Annotated in this window: 13 protein-coding genes; 8 read left to right on the top strand and 5 right to left on the bottom strand. The window is 45.3% G+C overall.

Annotation, left to right across the window (positions count from 1 at the left end; genetic code table 11):
• Positions 1-348 (bottom strand): hypothetical protein (locus V6C93_RS11945; RefSeq protein ID WP_333476882.1); only part of this gene is annotated, 348 nt, incomplete at its 3' end.
• A 188-nt stretch (positions 349-536) separates the two neighbouring features.
• Between V6C93_RS11945 and fusA the strand changes: the two genes are divergently transcribed.
• The 3 genes from fusA (at position 537) to V6C93_RS11930 (ending at position 4,073) form a co-directional block, all read left to right on the top strand.
• On the top strand, positions 537-2,597 hold the full coding sequence (gene fusA, locus V6C93_RS11940; RefSeq protein ID WP_333476881.1) for an elongation factor G: 2,061 nt from the start codon (positions 537-539) through the stop codon (positions 2,595-2,597).
• 220 nt (positions 2,598-2,817) lie between these two features.
• On the top strand, positions 2,818-3,924 hold the full coding sequence (locus tag V6C93_RS11935; protein WP_333476880.1) for a hypothetical protein: 1,107 nt from the start codon (positions 2,818-2,820) through the stop codon (positions 3,922-3,924).
• Positions 3,925-3,929: 5 nt separating this feature from the next.
• Entirely contained in the window at positions 3,930-4,073 is a 144-nt protein-coding gene (locus V6C93_RS11930) for a hypothetical protein (RefSeq protein WP_333476879.1), read from the top strand.
• A 117-nt stretch (positions 4,074-4,190) separates the two neighbouring features.
• On the opposite strand, the gene V6C93_RS11925 is transcribed toward V6C93_RS11930, so the two are convergent.
• The 3 genes from V6C93_RS11925 to V6C93_RS11915 all read right to left on the bottom strand — a co-directional run bounded on the left by V6C93_RS11925 (position 4,191) and on the right by V6C93_RS11915 (position 6,307).
• Positions 4,191-4,727 carry an EF-hand domain-containing protein gene (locus V6C93_RS11925; protein WP_333476878.1) on the bottom strand — a complete coding sequence of 179 codons (537 nt, stop codon included), beginning with the start codon at positions 4,725-4,727 and terminating at the stop codon, positions 4,191-4,193.
• A gap of 292 nt (positions 4,728-5,019) precedes the next feature.
• On the bottom strand, positions 5,020-5,754 hold the full coding sequence (locus V6C93_RS11920) for a GDSL-type esterase/lipase family protein (protein ID WP_333476877.1): 735 nt from the start codon (positions 5,752-5,754) through the stop codon (positions 5,020-5,022).
• Positions 5,755-6,091: 337 nt separating this feature from the next.
• Positions 6,092-6,307, bottom strand: a complete 216-nt coding sequence (locus tag V6C93_RS11915; RefSeq protein WP_333476876.1) for a hypothetical protein — start codon at positions 6,305-6,307, stop codon at positions 6,092-6,094.
• 465 nt (positions 6,308-6,772) lie between these two features.
• Here V6C93_RS11915 and dhaL point away from each other — a divergent pair, with 465 nt between their 5' ends.
• Complete coding sequence (dhaL, locus tag V6C93_RS11910) at positions 6,773-7,405, top strand: dihydroxyacetone kinase subunit DhaL (protein ID WP_333476875.1); 633 nt, start codon at positions 6,773-6,775, stop codon at positions 7,403-7,405.
• 109 nt (positions 7,406-7,514) lie between these two features.
• The gene (locus tag V6C93_RS11905; protein WP_333476874.1) at positions 7,515-8,561 is read left to right on the top strand and encodes an LD-carboxypeptidase; all 1,047 of its coding nucleotides are present in this window, start codon (positions 7,515-7,517) and stop codon (positions 8,559-8,561) included.
• Positions 8,562-8,753: 192 nt separating this feature from the next.
• On the opposite strand, the gene V6C93_RS11900 is transcribed toward V6C93_RS11905, so the two are convergent.
• Positions 8,754-10,637, bottom strand: a complete 1,884-nt coding sequence (locus V6C93_RS11900) for a lectin-like domain-containing protein (protein WP_333476873.1) — start codon at positions 10,635-10,637, stop codon at positions 8,754-8,756.
• Between the two features lie 544 nt (positions 10,638-11,181).
• On the opposite strand from V6C93_RS11900, the gene V6C93_RS11895 reads away from it, so the two are divergent.
• Genes V6C93_RS11895 through V6C93_RS11885 form a run of 3 tightly spaced genes read left to right on the top strand, consistent with a single transcriptional unit; the run spans position 11,182 to position 14,431 of the window.
• Positions 11,182-12,645 (top strand): TldD/PmbA family protein, encoded by a 1,464-nt coding sequence (locus V6C93_RS11895; protein WP_349262690.1) that lies wholly within the window; start codon positions 11,182-11,184, stop codon positions 12,643-12,645.
• A gap of 33 nt (positions 12,646-12,678) precedes the next feature.
• Positions 12,679-13,053, top strand: a complete 375-nt coding sequence (locus tag V6C93_RS11890) for a four helix bundle protein (RefSeq protein ID WP_333476871.1) — start codon at positions 12,679-12,681, stop codon at positions 13,051-13,053.
• Positions 13,054-13,090: 37 nt separating this feature from the next.
• The gene (locus V6C93_RS11885; protein WP_333476870.1) at positions 13,091-14,431 is read left to right on the top strand and encodes a TldD/PmbA family protein; all 1,341 of its coding nucleotides are present in this window, start codon (positions 13,091-13,093) and stop codon (positions 14,429-14,431) included.
• Positions 14,432-14,909: the final 478 nt, after the last annotated feature.

The raw sequence follows: 14,909 nt of genomic DNA, 5'->3' as shown, positions 1-14,909 counted from the left end.
TCTCAAACCACGCTCAACAGCCACTTTTAATGATCGCGCCTTGCGTACCAAGCCACTTCGGTAAACCTGCATCAACTTATCGAGTTGATCGGCTTCTTCATTATTGAGTTGCCCCTCGCCATTGCGCTCCAAAAGCTCACTCAAAACTTCTTGCTGCTCTGGTTCCATCTGCATATCGCACAGCGCCAAAACCCAATCATCGGGCAGTGACTCCACAGGGAGTTCTTGACTAGCGCGGTCAATCCATTCAACTAACACATCTTCAAGTCGCCGATTCGTCAGAGCAGCAATTTCCTTGGCTCGTTGTGCCAGCGTTTCGGGAAGTTCCAGCGTGACAATTTCAGCCATTTCTTACAAAAAGAGCCTTTTCCTTCTGATTGTATCCATCAAGTTTGCCCGAACCTGCTCCGAAGGGATTGCGATCGCACCAACTGTCCACTCCTCCACTATGTAGTATAATTGTAGTATGATTAGGATATTGCCCTGCAAACGGCAAATATCAGTCCATTACTCTGGCATTACAAGGAGCCAGTCCTATGATTCCCCGAACTAACATCCGAAACATTGGAATCTCTGCCCACATCGACTCTGGTAAGACAACACTATCGGAGCGGATTCTCTACTACACGGGCAAAATCCACAAAATTCAAGAAGTTCGGGGGGGTGGTGCTGGTGCCACAATGGACTTCATGCAGTTAGAGCAAGAAAAAGGCATTACGATTACCTCTGCTGCTACAACCTGCTTCTGGCATGACACCCAAATCAACCTGATTGACACTCCCGGACACGTCGATTTCACTATTGAAGTAGAGCGTGCTTTGCGCGTTCTCGATGGGGCGATTATGGTGCTGTGCGCGGTGGCGGGTGTCCAGTCACAGTCCATCACCGTGGACAGGCAGATGAAGCGCTACCGAGTGCCGCGTATTGCCTTCATTAATAAGATGGATCGGGTGGGTGCGAATCCCTTCCGCGTCGTGCAAGCGCTTAGGGATAAGTTGGGTTTAAACGCCATACCCCTCCAGTATCCCATCGGCAGCGAGGACAAGTTTGAGGGTGTCATCGATTTAATTGAGATGACGGCAAGCTATTTCGCTGGAGAAAAAGGCGAAGAACACCTGATTCTGCCGATTCCGGATAACTTGCGGAGTGAGGCAGAAGAAGCGCGGGAAAAGATGCTCGATCGCCTCTCCATGTTCTCAGAACCGATGATGGAGAAATTGCTTGAGGGCGAAGAGGTTCCCAAGGAGATGATTTGGGAAACCATTCGCAATGCAACATTGAGCCTGGAGTTGACTCCCGTGCTCATGGGTTCAGCCTACAAAAATAAAGGGGTGCAAAACCTCTTGGATGCCGTTGCTTTCTACCTGCCATCACCAGATGATCGGGAAGTGGTAAAAGCGATCGACGTGAAAACAAATGAGTCAGTCAATGTCTATCCTGACCCAGATGGCCCACTTGTCGCGCTCACGTTCAAACTTACCGACGAGGAAACAGGACAGCTAACCTACACTCGCATCTATTCCGGCACACTTCGCAAAGGGGATACCCTCTACAATACCCGGACTGGTCGGCGGATGCGGATTGGGCGATTTGTGCGGATGCACGCCAACCACCGGCAAGAGATCGCAGAAGCGGCAGCGGGTGAAATTGTGGCGCTGATTGGTGTGAACTGTGCCTCTGGCGATACCCTCTGTTCGGAGGGAACGAACCTCTCGCTAGAAGGGATGTTCGTACCAGAACCGGTGATTACCCTCTCCGTTACCCCCAAGCATCAGGAGGATGCGGATCGGATGTCGAAAGCGCTGAATCGCTTTATGCGTGAAGATCCAACCTTCCGGGTTAGTGTTGACCCAGAATCCAACGAAACCCTGATTTCAGGGATGGGTGAACTGCATCTCGACATCTATATTGAGCGGATGAAGCGCGAGTACAATGCAGAGGTTTATGCGGGTGCACCTGCTGTCGCTTACCGCGAAACCATCTCGCAAACTGGAAAGTTCGACTATACGCTCAAGAAACAGACAGGAGGTTCCGGGGATTTCGCTCATGTGGTTGGTCGAATTGAACCCTGTGATGAGCCGTTTATGTTCGAGAAGCGAGTGGTTGGGGGTGCTATTCCTACCCAATTTATCCCAGCTTGTGAGAAGGGGTTCCGCGATGCACTCAGCAGTGGGCTTCTCATCGGTTATCCGGTGACTGGAGTGAAGGTGATTCTGGAAGGGGGTTCGTTTCACGCGGTTGATTCGTCGGAATTGGCGTTCCGGGTTGCGGCGAAGCATGGCTTCGAGCAAGCCTTCGCAATGGCTAAGCCAATTATCCTGGAACCCATAATGCTTGTGGAAGTGGAAACACCGAACGAGTATGTGGGACGGATACAGGGCGATTTATCCTCTCGGCGCGGCTTGGTGCTGGGTTCCCAGACGATGGAAGGGTATGCGGTGATTCGTGCTGAAGTGCCACTCAAGGAAATGTTTGGGTACTCAATGACAGTGCGATCGCTCACCTCTGGGCAAGCCAGCTTCTCGATGGAGTTCGCGAGTTATCGGCAGGTACCCGCCAACATTCAGCAAAAGCTGATTGAAGCAGAAGCTAATTGAAGAGGCAGCCAAGAAATAAAAAGTTAAAAGGCAAAAGACATAATTATTTTTCTTTCTCTTGCCTTTTATATTCTTTCTTATTTTGAGACGAAGAAAAAAAATACTAAACACAGCATGGCTTATTTTTTCGTTATTCTACGCTCTCTAAAATCAGAGTTATACTGTACTTTTATTAAGTATTAATATTTCTTAAAAAATGCAAAGTGAACAAGAACGAATCATGAAGCTGATTTCTGAATTTTCTATGGGGGCTCCCTTCATCTTCGTCCCCTATAAGTGGATGAAGGGTAATCATCCTAGAGAACCGGCAGATTTGGTATGGGCATGTAATGGTTGTATTATTCTGATGTACCTTCAACGCACTAAGTCATATAAAGACTTAATTAAAAATACAAGAAAATGTCATGATGCTATCGAACATAATCTTAGACAAGCCGAAGGCTGGTTAAAAGAATGGAAAGCTGGTCGAACGCTTGAAGGTCAAAACTCTTACAGCAGCTTTACTATCCCTTATGAAAAGTACAAACACATTGTAATCCTCTCTGTTATCGAATGTGGTGATGCTATGGCTAAATATCATCACAGTAAGACAATTAAGCTTGGAGTAACAATGTGTGCAACACTTCCCCTAAGTGTGGTTGAGCGACTTGCAAAACTGAGGGCAAGTATAGTTGACTTTATAGCTATCGTACACAATACTCTATTTAGTGTTTCTGAACAGGCGGAGATTGATGCCTTAGCAGCAGTATCTGTATATCAGAAGCAAGTATGGGAGCTAAGCGGTGCCCTTAGGATTTGGCCAGAACGGGTTGACAAACGCTTTTTTGAAATTGAACATCTTTTGCATGGGCTGAGATATCCATTTCCCAAGATGCAGCCTAATATTATTAATAATTATCCGGATGATGCAAGTGATAAAGCCTGCATTTTTAACGATATTTCATTAGAAGATTTTCTAAAGATTATAGTGAAATCACGAATATGTATTGATGCTGTAAAAGATTGGCAGTCTCTTTTGGAGCTGGGTTTTATTCTTCCCAGTCAGCATGGTGTAGTTTGCCACCATTTACATCTACAGAATTATGACTTCACACTTTGTGCTTTGCCAAAAGTGGGACCACCAGAATTAACAAAAATAGGTATAGAGTATGCCAAAAAGAACAGTAGAAGAGGTGAATATGAGCCGGGTATAATTATTTTTTATTTAGGTATCGTTCAGCCTGGATTCTTTACACCACTAATGATCATACAGCCAAGAAATAGAGCGAGTACTACAGAAATGATGCTTGATGCCTGGTACCAACAGCAGTACAATGCAAGTGGCTAACTTTAGTGCCGCTTCAGGAAATTTTCAGTTACTCAATGACGGTGCGATCGCTCACTTCCGCGCAAGCTAGCTTCTCGATGGAGTTCGCAACTTACCGCCAAGCACCTGCTAGTGAACAAACACAGCTAATTGCCAAGGCAGTTAAGTGATGAAGTCAATCAGAGTAGGGGCGGGTTTAGAGGTTTAATTTGGGCATACATCAATAACTTCTGTTCAAAACCCGCCCTACCCACCGATAAGCTGATCGCAGTGTCTTTGAGCCTACCTTAATCCACAGAACCCCAAAACCAGTTGCCTACAGCACCGGGTTCCTTTTCAGTTAAAAAATCCCTCTTAGCAGAAACAAACTCTTGTTTATTGAGGATGCCATCCTGATTGATATCAAGCTTGGAGAAGACAAACGCTGATGTCTCCGCATCCATGTCAAACACGCTGAAGAACAGACGATGCTCTTCTTGCGATATCTGATCATCACCGTCTAAATCAACAATGTCAAACAAACTCTCTATTAAAGGATCGTTAAAATCTGGATTTGAAACCCCTTTCTCTATGCCCTGACAAAACTCTTCCGGGCTTACCTTACCATCTCCATCCGAATCCGCTTTAGACCAAAAATTCTCCCAAATATAGAGCCACTTAGACAACAGATCTTTGTGTATCCCCGAACCAGGCTCTGCGTTACGGAGCTGGGCGAACCTTGAGGCAAAAACCTCAGCATCTTCCTTACCAATAAAACCTGATTTATCGGCATCCAGACAACGAAAGTGATGCAGTAACTTTTTTCTATGGTACTCGCTTAACATTATTTCCTCCTTAGGCTGGTCGAATGTAAGTACAATACTCGACGCACCATTTTAACTTATTCAACAAATGTTGGAAATAACAGCTAATACGCAGCGTTTTGCGTATTGGGTTAAACGCTCGTCTTGCCCTTCCAAATTGGTCTTATTCTCCGAACTAAAAATTCTGCATTTTCCGTATTATTAATGAATGCAAATAACACTAGTAGGGACTTATAGAGTCCCACTTTATTCAATAATTCGGGATTTTCGTCTGCAACATTACCTTATTTTTACCTGTGAAGGAGGTACTCGGTCAATTCATTACATCTTGCTCAATAATTCCCTTCCACACCAAATAGCCTTGGCCATTCAAATGTATGCCATCTATTGTGTATCGCTCGTCTAGTTGATTATTACTATCTAAAAAAGAAGAATATAAATCAATATAGTGACATGAAAACTCTTGCGCTAATTCTTTTAATTTAACATTAAGCTCAATAATTTTATAATTCACCCCATTATTAGAGAATTTTTGATTATTTAAAGGCAAAAGGCTTTGGATAAATACTTCTGATTGTGGGACTTTTTCTTGAAAAACTTTCAAAATTATTCTGTAGTTATTGAAAACATCCTCAACCTTAACACCTTGATTTAAATCATTGATGCCAATCATAATAAAAATCTTCCTGGGCTTGGTTTCAATCACCTCATTTATCCGGTTTAAGACTCCGTTGGTAGTATCCCCAGAAATTCCTCGATTTTTGAGGCGAACATTTATAAAGAATTCATGCCATTCACAGCAATTAGTGAGGCTATCGCCCAAAAACACTATATCTGATTCGGATTTAGGTAAAGTCTCGAAGTGGCTTTTTCTCTCCCAGTAATAAGGACTGTCATACATAAACTTGGCTCTCGATGCTGCACTTTGTAAGAAGGAAGTTTTACGAATTATATAAGGCATTCCGCCTTTTGAGTACACCCAAATACTGCCAAGCCCTAAAATTAATATATTAAGTAGTATCGAAATGAGTAAGACAAATTTAACCATTGTGTATTAGCAGGTATGTCAAAAAATAACACACAAGTCAGCTTCTAACTAACTTGCTAATCACCACTAATAATATTTTGAATTGGGGAAAATATCTCTTTTGTCTCTCTGTGCGATCGCTGTGTCTAGACTGGGACGCTTCGGCAAGCCGCTAGGCGTCTACGTTTCACCATCAAATCCAACGACCATCAATATTTCGGGGACTTAAAACCGACGCTATGCGCTTGGCAGACGGCAACCTTTTGTTGTGGAGAAAGAGTTCTGCGTGAAGAGTAAGAGGAACGCGGTAGCGAAAGCGTCGATTTTGCTGGAAACTCACAGTCTGATTGGTGCATTACTACAACACAGCAGAAATATCATCAACCACAGAAATTCGTCCCTTACGCACACCATAAAGGAGTCGATTGATCACGCAGAGTTCATCATCTAGAAGCGAATCTTCCAAGAGTGCCGCCATTAGCCCATAACGGTCAGCCAGTGTTAGACGACCAGAAACACTAGCACTAGCAAATAACTCATAGAGGGCTGTAGGTAACAGTTTTACAGGTGTCATAGAGCGACCATACATAGAACGCATACTGAGCTATCACTGCAAAATGTAAGACTTACGCAAAAATCTATCCCTGGAGCGATCGCCTAAACATTCCGTCTCAGATACTCCCTGAAAACTGCTCTAGCCATTCTCCCGAAAACACATCGGCAAATTTCATCAAATATTCATCCCTTGAGAGACTTCTGAGGGTAATTTCTTTACAAAATGTTAGATAACTTAAGAGTAGCAACGAAGCGGTGAGTTTTCAATCACTTTAGACAAGAGGTGATTCAACGTTTTACAGCATGTAGGCGTCGAGAGCTGAATCAGCACGCAGGATTTAGAGGCTTGAGCAGCTTAAAGGAAAACCACCGCATTCTTTCTTCCGCCTCAAGTAGGATTTTTGTCAGAAATCTACTCAATCCATAGCCTTCCAGATGCGAAGATAGGCAAAACCTGTCTAGATCGTGAAACGCTTTGTGAAGTATGGTAACAAAAGAACAAATATTACAGTGGTTGCAGGCTGTGGCATTAGTTCTAGAGCAGAATAAGGATTATCTGACGGAACTCGATGCTGCAATTGGCGATGCTGACCACGGCATTAATATGAATCGGGGTTTTCAAAAGGCGATCGCACAGTTGCCTAGTATTGCAGATAAGGATATCGGGAGTATCCTCAAAGCGGTTAGCATGACTCTCATCTCTACTGTGGGTGGTGCTAGTGGGCCACTTTACGGTACGCTCTTTCTGCGAGCGAGTACAGTCGTAACGGGTAAGCAGGAGCTCACGGATGAAGATATGGTAACGTTCCTCCAAGCCACAGTGGATGGTGTTGTGCAACGCGGTAAGGCAAACTTGGGTGATAAAACCATGTTGGACGCCCTTTCCCCCGCCATAGATGCTTTTAAGGATGCGATCGCACAAGGTGCAAGTACGCCAGAAGCCTTACAAAAAGCCGTAGCCGCCGCTGAGGAAGGCATGAAAAGCACAATTCCTCTAGTGGCGAAGAAAGGACGGGCTAGCTATTTAGGCGAAAGAAGCAGTGGTCATCAAGACCCCGGTGCGACTTCTACTTATCTTATTCTCAAAGCACTGCTGGATACTGTTAATAGTCATTAGTTATTGGTCATTCGATTTTGGATTTTGGATTTTAGATTTTGGATTGACTTCCTCACTTTTATCTGGGAGATAAATCCAGGGGCTTGTATCCATCTTTGGACTTGGTCATTTGTCATTCATTATTAATCGCCGAAACTTTCTCAAAACTGTTGGACTGACTGCATTCGCCACGCAGTTGCCACCTCTCGCCCAAGGGTATCCCTCCCCGAAAACAATTCTGAAACCACCCCGCTTAAAAGTGGGCGATACCGTTGGATTAATCAACCCTGCAAGTCCGATTGACGCAAAAGATATCGAACAGGTCAAGCAAACCTTAGCAGGGCTAGGGTTAAAGGTGAAATTGGGGGCGCATATCCTCGATCGCTACGGCTATCTCGCAGGAACGGATGCTAACCGGGCGGCTGATGTCAATGCCATGTTTGCCGACTCCTCGGTTCAAGCAATTCTCGCCATGCGGGGAGGCTGGGGTTGTAATCGGATTTTGCCACTCCTAGAGTGCGATCGCTACCGCGCCTCTCCTAAAATTCTCATGGGCTATAGCGATATTACCTCACTCCTCTTAGCCATTTACGCCCGCAGTGGCATCGTTACCTTTCATGGAGCTGTAGGAACGTCAACCTGGAATCCGTTTACAGTGGATTATGTTCGGCGCATTCTGTTTAACGGGGAAGCTGCCACCCTAAAAAATCCAAGTCCTAACCGCGACAATTTGACTTCTAATTCAATCGTTGTAGAGACTATTACTCCTGGAAAAGCACGTGGAAAATTAGTTGGCGGTAACTTATCCGTACTTACCGCGATGGTGGGTTCAGCTTACCTACCTTCTTGGAAACAAACCATCTTATTTGTGGAAGAAATTGGGGAAGACCCTTATCGAGTAGACCGAATGCTAACCCAGTTAAAATTAGCAGGAATATTACCACAAATTTCTGGTTTTGTCTTTGGGCAATGTACTAATTGTATCCCAAAAGATAACGAAGATTCACTAAGCTTAACGCAAGTATTGAGAGACCATATTCAACCCTTAGGTGTTCCGGCTTGGTCTGGTTCGATGATTGGTCATATCAAAGATAAATTCACGATCCCCCTTGGGGTGGATGTAGAAATTGATGCCAATCAAGGAAGTATAAAAATGTTAGAATCGGCAGTAATATAATAAATATTAAGAGTTTTTTTATCAAGTAAAGATTAATCGTCAGTAGGGTGTGTTAGCGTAGCGTAACGCACCATAATCGGCTATAGATGGTTTAGCTGCGTAAGTCCTGGCACCCTACAGATTTAAGATTGACTACAGGCCTAGGTTCCCCTAAACAAGGTAGTCAACCTGGATTTTGCAGAAACTACCGCTCTAGTTAATCTTGACGCGGAAGCGGATCGAACCAAAATTACTCCCTTGTACATTAGAAATATCTCCCAAATTCACAAGGACTGCTCCCTCAGGATTGGTTTGGTTCGAGCAGGAATTTCCCGCAGGCAACGGAGCCAAGGGTGAGAAGAAAGTCCCTTCTCTTAGAGTTGTTCCATTCAATGCCTGGATGCTGCCGGAAACAAATGTTGTGCCTTTGGGAATCAAATCACAGAAATTGACGTTAGTAACTGGGCTACCCCCATCCGAGAGAAAATAGATGGTGTAATCTACTTCATCGTTACTTTCTAAAGAATAGTCAAGCCCCAGATTATAAAGTCCCACTGGCAAGAGTTGAGACCAACCCGGTGCATTATCATTCTCATCAGCGGGGTCATCCACAAAGCTAGCGAAATTAATCCCTGCTAGTGGTACGCCGCCTCTTGTGGCATTTGTAATTCGCTTCACCAGACGCAGATTAGGAGCCCCAACAGTGGCAACTAGGGTTGCATCTTGTACCGTGTTATTCGTCTCATCACTATCCCCTGTCGTGGAAACTACAGCTTGGTTAGAGTAGTTGCCGGGGGGTGAGGTTACGTTAACGTTGAGCGTGATGTCTGGCAGAGTGCCGCCGGGATTAACAGCAGAGCCATTGTATACACAAGTAACTTGTTGTCCCACAGCGGAGCAGTTCCAGTTATTGCCTGTAGCTGAGACAAAATTGAAACCCTCAGGCAAAGTATCTGTTACCGCTACCGGGCCATAGGTCGGTCCCGTAGCGGTTGGCAGATTCTGTACTCGCAAGGTGTAGGTACCGGTTTGGCCTTGAAGGAAGTTACCGGAGTGAGTCTTGGTGATGGCTAAGTCTGGTAGAGGCGGCGTGGCAATGGTTTCTACCCGCACATTGATGAGTTCATGAAAATTTATCCCTTCTCCAGTCGAACTCGCAAAACCAAACTTAAAACTATCGGGTCGGTTGGGTGGAGCTGGGAAACCGTTCAAAATGGTTTGATAGGCTGAACCTGTCCCGGTAGGGTCTATTTCCACGGTGATGGTGTTATTGGTACTGAGCGTAACCCTAACTCTCCTTTTGGTGTTTGGGGCTGTGCGCGAAGTTGCGTCCGGGTTATCAAGGCTGAATCCACCCGGTCGAGTAGACAAGGTTCCGGATGTGCCTAGGTAGCAATAGCCCGTTAACCCACTACCCGGCCCCCTGACGGTTACGGAGTCTCTCACCTGTTGGGCGGGTGACGACAACCCTGGACCGCTCCCAAAAGGAGAGCGGGTGGGGCAACCATTACCCCGTCCTTCAAAGTCATTGGCAAAATTACCAAACTCATCGATTCCAACACCGATATAGGCATTCGTTAGCCCATTTTCATTGGCAGTATTACTGACCTCTTGGGCATAGCCAAGGGCACCCCCGGTTGAACCTAAAGCCGGTGTTGTAGTTCTGCCATCGAATAAGAAGAAGGCTGTCCCATCGGCTCCAGAGCGGGTAGTGTTTCCACTGCCGTAGGCAAAGTAATCGAAGGTGATAACCAAGCCTTGATTCGAGGGAATCGCATAATCGTAAAAAACAAAACCTCGTTGGTTTGTTGTGTTGGTCGTCAACCTGAGTACTCCCGCTCCAGGAGGATCGGACGTTGCACGACAGTTGGGAATTGACCCTTGTGGAGATGAGCCCGTGGCGGTTAAACAAGGGGGAAGTGTTCCACCATTCGTCCATCCATAGGAAGTTGCATCGCTGAAGTCTTCTTGGACGATGGTGACGTTGGCGGCTGCGGGTAAAGTAGTAGCGGCGAATACTAGTAGTGTACCGCCGAGCAGCCAGCCGAGACGTTTCTGTGGAATTGCACCAGTAAAATTTGGGTTAATCAATGGCATGAGCAAGCATAGCAACAGCCGCCGCCGTGAGGTACACGACAGCTCAGGCTGTTAGACATCCTTCACAAAAAATGGGCGATTAATTTCTTAACGAGGTAGATGCTAATTGCTAATCGGTTGCCTTAACTCTACTAAAAGAAGGAAATTTTTGTTAAAATTCTATGTATAAATCTATACTTGGGCTCAAATCCGTATTTGGGATGATGATTGTTATTCTACGCCTAATTGAGAGGGTGGCGGTTTAACGTCATTTATAACTGTTGAACAGGATATGTTTGCTCAGAATAACTGTTACAAGTATTAAAACTATTAAAAAAGCAGAAAACTGTCTTGGTCGAGGTGGCTGTTACAGATTTGTTAGACTAAAAACAAATTGTAAAAATTCGTTTACGAGGAATTGGGGCTTGATGAATCAGGATTGGGAACCCTAGAGTCTCAGTACAGGCTCTGTCCACAGGCTCATCTCCGGCTTGTGGTCACACGCCCAATCCCTTCCAGTTCCTTGATTAGCAAAGCTCGCGATCGCACCTATAAGAGACTACTCATGCACCTCCTGCTTACGAAAGAACTGCCCACGCTTCAATATACTTCTACAACCAATCGCTTCGATGAAACCTGGGAAGCTCCCCTAGCAACCCTATTGGGACTCGGACGCGCTGCGGGCGCTGACTTTGTTGAATTTTTCTTAGAGCGGGTAAACTTCATCAGCTGTCTCGCTGAAGACGATGCGATCACCAGTATTTCACCCCGCCTTTCTACGGGTGCGGGTGTGAGAGTGTTTCGCGGCAATGCTGACTGCTATGTTAGCACCAACGATCTGTCCTTTTCCGGGCTAAAAGCGGCTCTGGAAAAAGCCCTCTCGATCCAGGGACTACAACTCCCCGCACCAAACGCCCATATTCCAGAAATCAACCTGGAACTGCTCAGAGACTACGCTACTAAAAGAGGCAAGGATACGTGGCTTTCTGAATGTAGTTCCATGCGCGAAATGGGCGAAGTCCTGCTCGATGCCAATCAGCAGCTGAAGCGGAAAGCCAGTCACGCCCAATCCCGACGTGCTACCTATTTCCGCGACTGGCAAGAAGTGTTAGTCGCCTCCAGTGATGGGACATTTGCGCGTGACATTCGTATCACGCAATCGGTAGGCTATAACCTTCTATGTGCTGACGGTGCCAATCGCTCATCGATTAACCAGCGTGTGGGTAGTACGAGTGAGCCAGGATTTTTGCGATCGTGGGACTATAAGTCTACAGCTGAAGACGTTGCTGAATCCGCCGGGAAAATGCTCTATGCGGATTACGTTGAATCCGGCAGTTATCCCATCATCATGGCAAATTCGTTTGGTGGAGTCATTTTCCATGAAGCGTGTGGACACCTTCTGGAAACCACTCAAATTGAGAAGAAAACGACTCCATTTGCCGATAAAAAAGGCGAAAAAATTGCCCATGAAAGTCTAACCGCCTGGGACGAAGGGCGCTCTGAAAGTGCCTTCGGAACGATTGACATGGACGATGAAGGAATGCCTGCACAAAGAACCCTATTAATAGAAAACGGGATTCTCAAAAACTTCTTAGCCGATCGCGCAGGTTCTACACGTACCGGACACCCCAGAACGGGCAGTGGGCGTCGTCAGAACTATACGTTTGCCGCGGCTTCTCGGATGCGGAATACCTACATTGCCCCCGGAAGCTACACCAACGAAGACTTATTTGCCTCCATTGACAAAGGCATTTATTGCAAAAAAATGGGCGGTGGTAGCGTAGGAGCGACAGGGCAATTTAACTTTGGGGTGGATGAAGCTTACCTCATTGAAAACGGTAAGATTACCAAACCGCTCAAGGGAGCCATTCTCATTGGGGAAGCAACAGAAATCATGAACAAGATTTCCATGTGTTCTCAAGACTTAGGATTAGCGGCTGGCTTCTGTGGTTCTGTCAGTGGCAGCATTTATGTGACGGTAGGACAGCCACACATCAAGGTTGATTCAATTACGGTCGGTGGACGCTAACAATTTTGGATTTTAGATTTTGGATTTTGGATTGTGAATGAGTTGGAGTTTAAGCGTCGAACCAAGCAAATGGGGTTGCGAGTGATTCGTCTAGTGGAGGCACTTCCACACAGCGGAACTACGGATGTAATTGGCAAGCAGTTGCTTCGTTCAGCTACGTCTATCGGCGCTAACTATCGCTCGGCATGTCGGGGAAAATCATTAGCTGATGTCGTAGCTAAACTCAGCATAGTCGAAGAGGAAGCGGATGAAAGTCTTTATTGGATAGAGCTTCTTATTGAGTCTGAATTAGTCTCTGCTGATAAATTGAAAAGCTTAATGTTAGAGGTTAACGAAATTATAGCTATGACCGTTGCCTCAATCAAAACCCTACGAGCTAAAGCCCACAACTCCCAATCCAAAATCTAAAATCTAAAATCAATTAATCCAAAATCTAAAATTGACTATGCCAAAGATTGACGATATTGCAACTCAAGCCAAGGATAGCGCTAGTAAACTAGGCATCAAAAAATTTGACATCTATGGCTCAACCGTTGATGAAAACAGTGTTCAAGTTGATCAGGGAGAGCCGAAACAAGTTAAAGCGTCTAATCGCTCTAGTGTGATTGTTCGAGTCTGGAATGACGAGAATACAGTTGGAGTTACTAGCACAACAGATGTCAACCAAGAGGGGTTAGAGTTAGCGTTAAAAACAGCTTATGAGGCCAGTTTCTTTGGGGCAAAAGAACATGTACCTGATTTTAGCCCCGAAGCCTCTATCCCTATCGAGGATAGCTCTGAGAATAAAACAGCACAGGCTCCAGTCTCACAATTAATCGACAAGCTGATTCATGCAGAGAAAGAACTCCTTGACGCACATCCTGCGATTAAAGGCGTACCTTACAACGGACTATCTCAAAGAGATTTAGATCGGTTTTATCTCAATAGCGACGACGCAGTTAGGACGGAATCTCGCTCCTACGCTTCGATCTATCTTTACAGCAAAACCGAAGAAGAAGGAAAAAAGCCTCGCAGCGCTGGAGCATTTAGAATCAGCCATAGTTTAGATGACCTTGATATTCCGGGTTGTTTGAAAGAAGCTGCCCAAAAAACGATTAGCCACTTGAATTACGAAAAAGTCAAGTCAGGCAAATATCGAGTTGTTTTCTCCCCTGAGGCATTTTTGAGCTTGCTGGGTGCTTTTTCCAATCTTTTCAATGCTCAGAGTATTCTCGACAAGCAAAGCCTTTCTACTGCGGAATCTCTAGGAACGTCCATTGCCTCACCTCTACTTTGTGTAGCTGACGATGCGCGACATCCCGATAACGTAACAGCAACTACCTTTGATGGAGAAGGTACACCAACCCGTCGCGTGGAGTTAATTACGAATGGTACGCTGAGTAATTTTCTTCACAGTGTGGGGACAGCAAAACGGATGAACCAGAAACCAACTGGACATGGAAATATTGGTGCTAAAGTAACCGTTAGCCCACACTTTTATCATGTCTATCCCGGAGTTGCCGCTGAGCAAGAATATAGCCTTGAAACGGCGGAGAATGTGATTTTTATAGATGATTTACAGGCACTTCATGCCGGAGTACAAGCTTTGCAAGGTTCTTTCTCCTTACCGTTTGATGGTTGGATGATTAACAAGGGAGAACGGATAAGTATTGAATCTGCAACGGTTGCGGGAGACTTTTTGGAACTCCTCAAGTCGATTATTTTCCTGGAAAAAGAAGCCGAACTGACTCCTGGAGGTATTTGTCCAAGAGTCTGGGTTGAAGAGCTTTCGATTACCGGAGAGTAAGTTAACTCTAGGGTGCGTTATTAACGCACCCTACTCCTAAAGGTCACTGTTTTGAAGATGCTCTTGTAAGTCTTTGATTCGTTGCTCAGTTGTACGAATCAGAACAGTAAGCTTTTTAACCTTTTTCCACTGGATAGTTATTTATGCCACGCTGCACTAGATAGTTGGAGCGATCGCCTGAGAGTTGAGAGACTGTTAGGCACCCTCGTACATTCATGGAAAAATAAAGAAGAGAGTCGCATTTGTGACTCTCTCGATTATCAGGGTGCATCTATACTCTTATTATGCCGCTAGGGGGTGAGGGGTGTCACCCCCTATTCGATAAAGACTTGATGAAGATCGTGCAACTTGACAAAAATAATCCCCGCTTGCGTCCTGCTTGCGGGGGCTTATCATAAGTAAATTCTGTATAGTTACCTTCTATTATAATCCTTTTGGGGGATGCGTCAATAAGAAAATTTCTTTTTTCTGCGCTAGC

It is taken from the genome of Allocoleopsis sp. (assembly GCF_036703385.1).
In the GTDB taxonomy this organism is placed as follows: domain Bacteria; phylum Cyanobacteriota; class Cyanobacteriia; order Cyanobacteriales; family Coleofasciculaceae; genus Allocoleopsis.
Note: the sequence above shows the minus strand (reverse complement) of the source record. Positions and strands in the feature narration are given on the sequence as shown.